This is a genomic window from Mesorhizobium sp. (assembly GCF_024509055.1).
Classification (GTDB): domain Bacteria; phylum Pseudomonadota; class Alphaproteobacteria; order Rhizobiales; family Rhizobiaceae; genus Mesorhizobium.
On record NZ_JANINM010000249.1, the window covers coordinates 1 to 2,603 of the forward strand.

General features: G+C 64.0%; 3 protein-coding genes. 1 reads left to right on the top strand and 2 read right to left on the bottom strand.

Going from position 1 to position 2,603, the window contains the following annotated elements; all coding sequences use genetic code 11:
• Positions 1-109: 109 nt before the first annotated feature.
• Both Q0L57_RS12230 and Q0L57_RS12235 read right to left on the bottom strand, forming a co-directional pair.
• Positions 110-532, bottom strand: a complete 423-nt coding sequence (locus Q0L57_RS12230; protein WP_296742970.1) for a DUF6163 family protein — start codon at positions 530-532, stop codon at positions 110-112.
• The gene (locus Q0L57_RS12235) at positions 529-1,572 is read right to left on the bottom strand and encodes an enoyl-CoA hydratase/isomerase family protein (RefSeq protein ID WP_296742972.1); all 1,044 of its coding nucleotides are present in this window, start codon (positions 1,570-1,572) and stop codon (positions 529-531) included. The genes Q0L57_RS12230 and Q0L57_RS12235 overlap by 4 nt, the downstream gene beginning before the upstream one ends.
• Before the next feature lie 167 nt (positions 1,573-1,739).
• Here Q0L57_RS12235 and Q0L57_RS12240 point away from each other — a divergent pair, with 167 nt between their 5' ends.
• On the top strand, positions 1,740-2,555 hold the full coding sequence (locus Q0L57_RS12240; RefSeq protein WP_296742973.1) for a DUF2066 domain-containing protein: 816 nt from the start codon (positions 1,740-1,742) through the stop codon (positions 2,553-2,555).
• Positions 2,556-2,603 lie beyond the last annotated feature (48 nt).

Genomic DNA, 2,603 nt, shown 5'->3' on the forward strand with positions numbered 1-2,603 from the left:
AGACGCTTAACGATCGGTCACCCGAGCAAGAACAATTAACCTAAAGATTTAGCCAATGGATTTTGGGCAGTCGCGGCCGTGGCCAAGGCCCCGGAAACCGGCATTCAGCTCACTGCCGGAGCTGGCGCTTCTGCATCCATATGGTGACGCGGAAAACGATGTAAAGCAACGCCACGCAGGCATGCGAGACGACGATCAGCAGGCGATGACCGAAGAGGTCGGGGAAACCGGCATACATGATCGTCTCGGTCACCGCGCATATGAACCAGATCACCGGCCCCCAGGATGCGAGCATCCACAGCCCCGCCGCGGCGAAGGGGAAAAACACCGCCAGCATGGCCGCGGCCACCCGCCAGTGCACGGGCATCAGGTCGAAGCGCCATAATTCGCCCGGATAGATGCCGATCAGGCGTATCCAGTAGAGAATGCCGAACAGCAGGCAGTAGCCGGCGATGACGCGCTGGAACCAGGCAAAGATCACCTCGGTGGTCGAGGGCTGGAGCACCACGCGCCTGGAGGTGACCTCGCTCATAGTTGAAGTTCCCGATCGCCGAGCGGCGCGAAATAGGCGTCGATCTCGGCGGCGCTCACCTCGTCGAGGTTCGCCGGTCGCCATAAGGGCGTCGAGCCCTTCTCGATGATCGCGGCGCGGATGCCTTCGTAGAAATCCTGACCGGCCAGCATCCGGTTGAGGATCCGGAACTCCATCTTCATGCATTCGTCCATCGACAGCGTCGATCCGGCGCTGATCTCGCGCCAGGCGACGGCGAGGCTGGTCGGCGAGCGCGTGCGCATCGTCGCCAGCGTCCTGGCCGCGAATGGATCGGCAGTCGCGGCGCCTTCCAGGTTGGCGAAGATGCCGCCGAGCGAGGGTTGTGAAAAATGGCGGGCGATCGCTTCCAGATCCTGCCGCTCGGTCTCGCGCTTGGCCGGGATGAAGAAATCTCGCAACTCCGCATTGGCGTCGCCGCTTGTTGCAAGCTCGTCGAGCAGGCCTGCCTGGTCCTCGGCCTTGATCGTGTGCGTGGCGAGGCCCGACCATAGCGCGTCGCCGTAACGGATGCGGTTTCCGGTCAGGCCCAGATACATGCCGAAACTGCCGCCGAGATCCGGTAGCAAATGGCTGGCCCCGACATCCGGGAAGAAGCCGATGCCGACCTCGGGCATGGCGAACTGGGCGTTCTCGGTCAGCACGCGATGCGAGCCGTGGAAGGAAATGCCGACGCCGCCGCCCATGACGATGCCGTCGATCAGCGCGACATAAGGCTTTTTGAAACGGGCTATGCGGGCGTTGAGCCTGTACTCGTCAGCGAAGAAATCCACCGGCGGCTTGCCGGCGCGACCGGCCTCGTAGATGTGCAGGATGTCGCCGCCGGCGGAAAACGCCCTGCCTTCGGCCTTGACGACGACCACGCCGATGCCCGCGTCCTGTTCCCAGGCGTCGAGCGCCTTGCCGAGCGCCTTGACCATATTGTGTGTGACGGCGTTGAGCGCCTGCGGCCGGGTCAGCGTGACGACGCCGGCCCTGCCCTGTCGCTCGAAGCGGATCTCGTCGCCGCCGCCAAAATCCATCGTAAAAGAATCCCTCGCTCGGCCCTCCCGGGGGAGAGAAGTGCTAAAGGCGGTATGGGGATGCGTCAATGGTGGCGTCGAACGGCTGGCAGCCCGGCCCGCCAGGGTGTTAGGTAACCGGCAAAGCAGTTCTTCCGCGCGGCCCAATGGATTTGCGAGCAAGCGACATGACTGGGTACTCTCGTCTGGTGGCTGGATTGGCGGGTCTCCTTTGCCTGGGAGTCCCTTCAGCCTTTGCCGCGACAGCCGCCGATCTCTACCAGGCGCAGGCCATCGTCACCGGGACCGGCGATGTGAACCGGCAGATCGGTTTCAGGGATTGCCTCGACAAGGTTTTGGTCAAGGTTTCCGGCGACCAGCGGCTGGTGCAGAAGCCGGAAATACTGGCGCTGCGCGGCAAGGCCGGCAATTTCGTCGACAGCTTCCGTTATCACGACCGTCTGGAGGGCATTCCGATCCATGACGAGCAAGGCACGCACGACCGGCCGCACGACCTGACCTGCCTCTACAAACCGGCCGTCGTCGACAAGCTCTTGGCGCAACTCGGCAGCAAGCCCTGGCTCGGCGAGCGGCCGGTGCTCGCCATCTTCCTGACGACAGAACAAGGGCCGCGCCGCTTCGCGCTGACGGCGGAAGAAGGGCGCGGCGAGGCGATGCGCGAATCCTTCGTCAACGCCGCCGGTCCGCTGCTCATGCACGTCACTTTCCCCAAGACCAGCCAGCTTGGCGCGTTGGACGAAGGCGCGCTGCGGACAGCCGACATGACAAAGCTCGACCGGCTGGCGAATGAGGCAGGCGCCGGCAAGGCGCTCGCTGGCAGCATCGTATGGAGCGACAAGGAACTTGGCTGGATCGCCGACTGGCGAATGGCCGAGGACGGCAAGACCTACCGATGGGAGGCGCGCGGGGTGAGCTTCGACGAAGCGTTTCGCGTGGCTGCAAGGGGGGCGGCGCAGATCCTGTCGGGCAACGGGCAGCCCTAGGCTGAATCGACATTCACCGCATCCATAGCATTGCGCAAGCGATCTGGA

Coding starts and splice junctions, on each gene's coding strand:
- Q0L57_RS12235 (WP_296742972.1), bottom strand. CDS start 1,572: ATGGATTTTGGCGGCGGCGACGAGATCCGCTTCGAGCGACAGGGCAGG.
- Q0L57_RS12240 (WP_296742973.1), top strand. CDS start 1,740: ATGACTGGGTACTCTCGTCTGGTGGCTGGATTGGCGGGTCTCCTTTGC.
- Q0L57_RS12230 (WP_296742970.1), bottom strand. CDS start 532: ATGAGCGAGGTCACCTCCAGGCGCGTGGTGCTCCAGCCCTCGACCACC.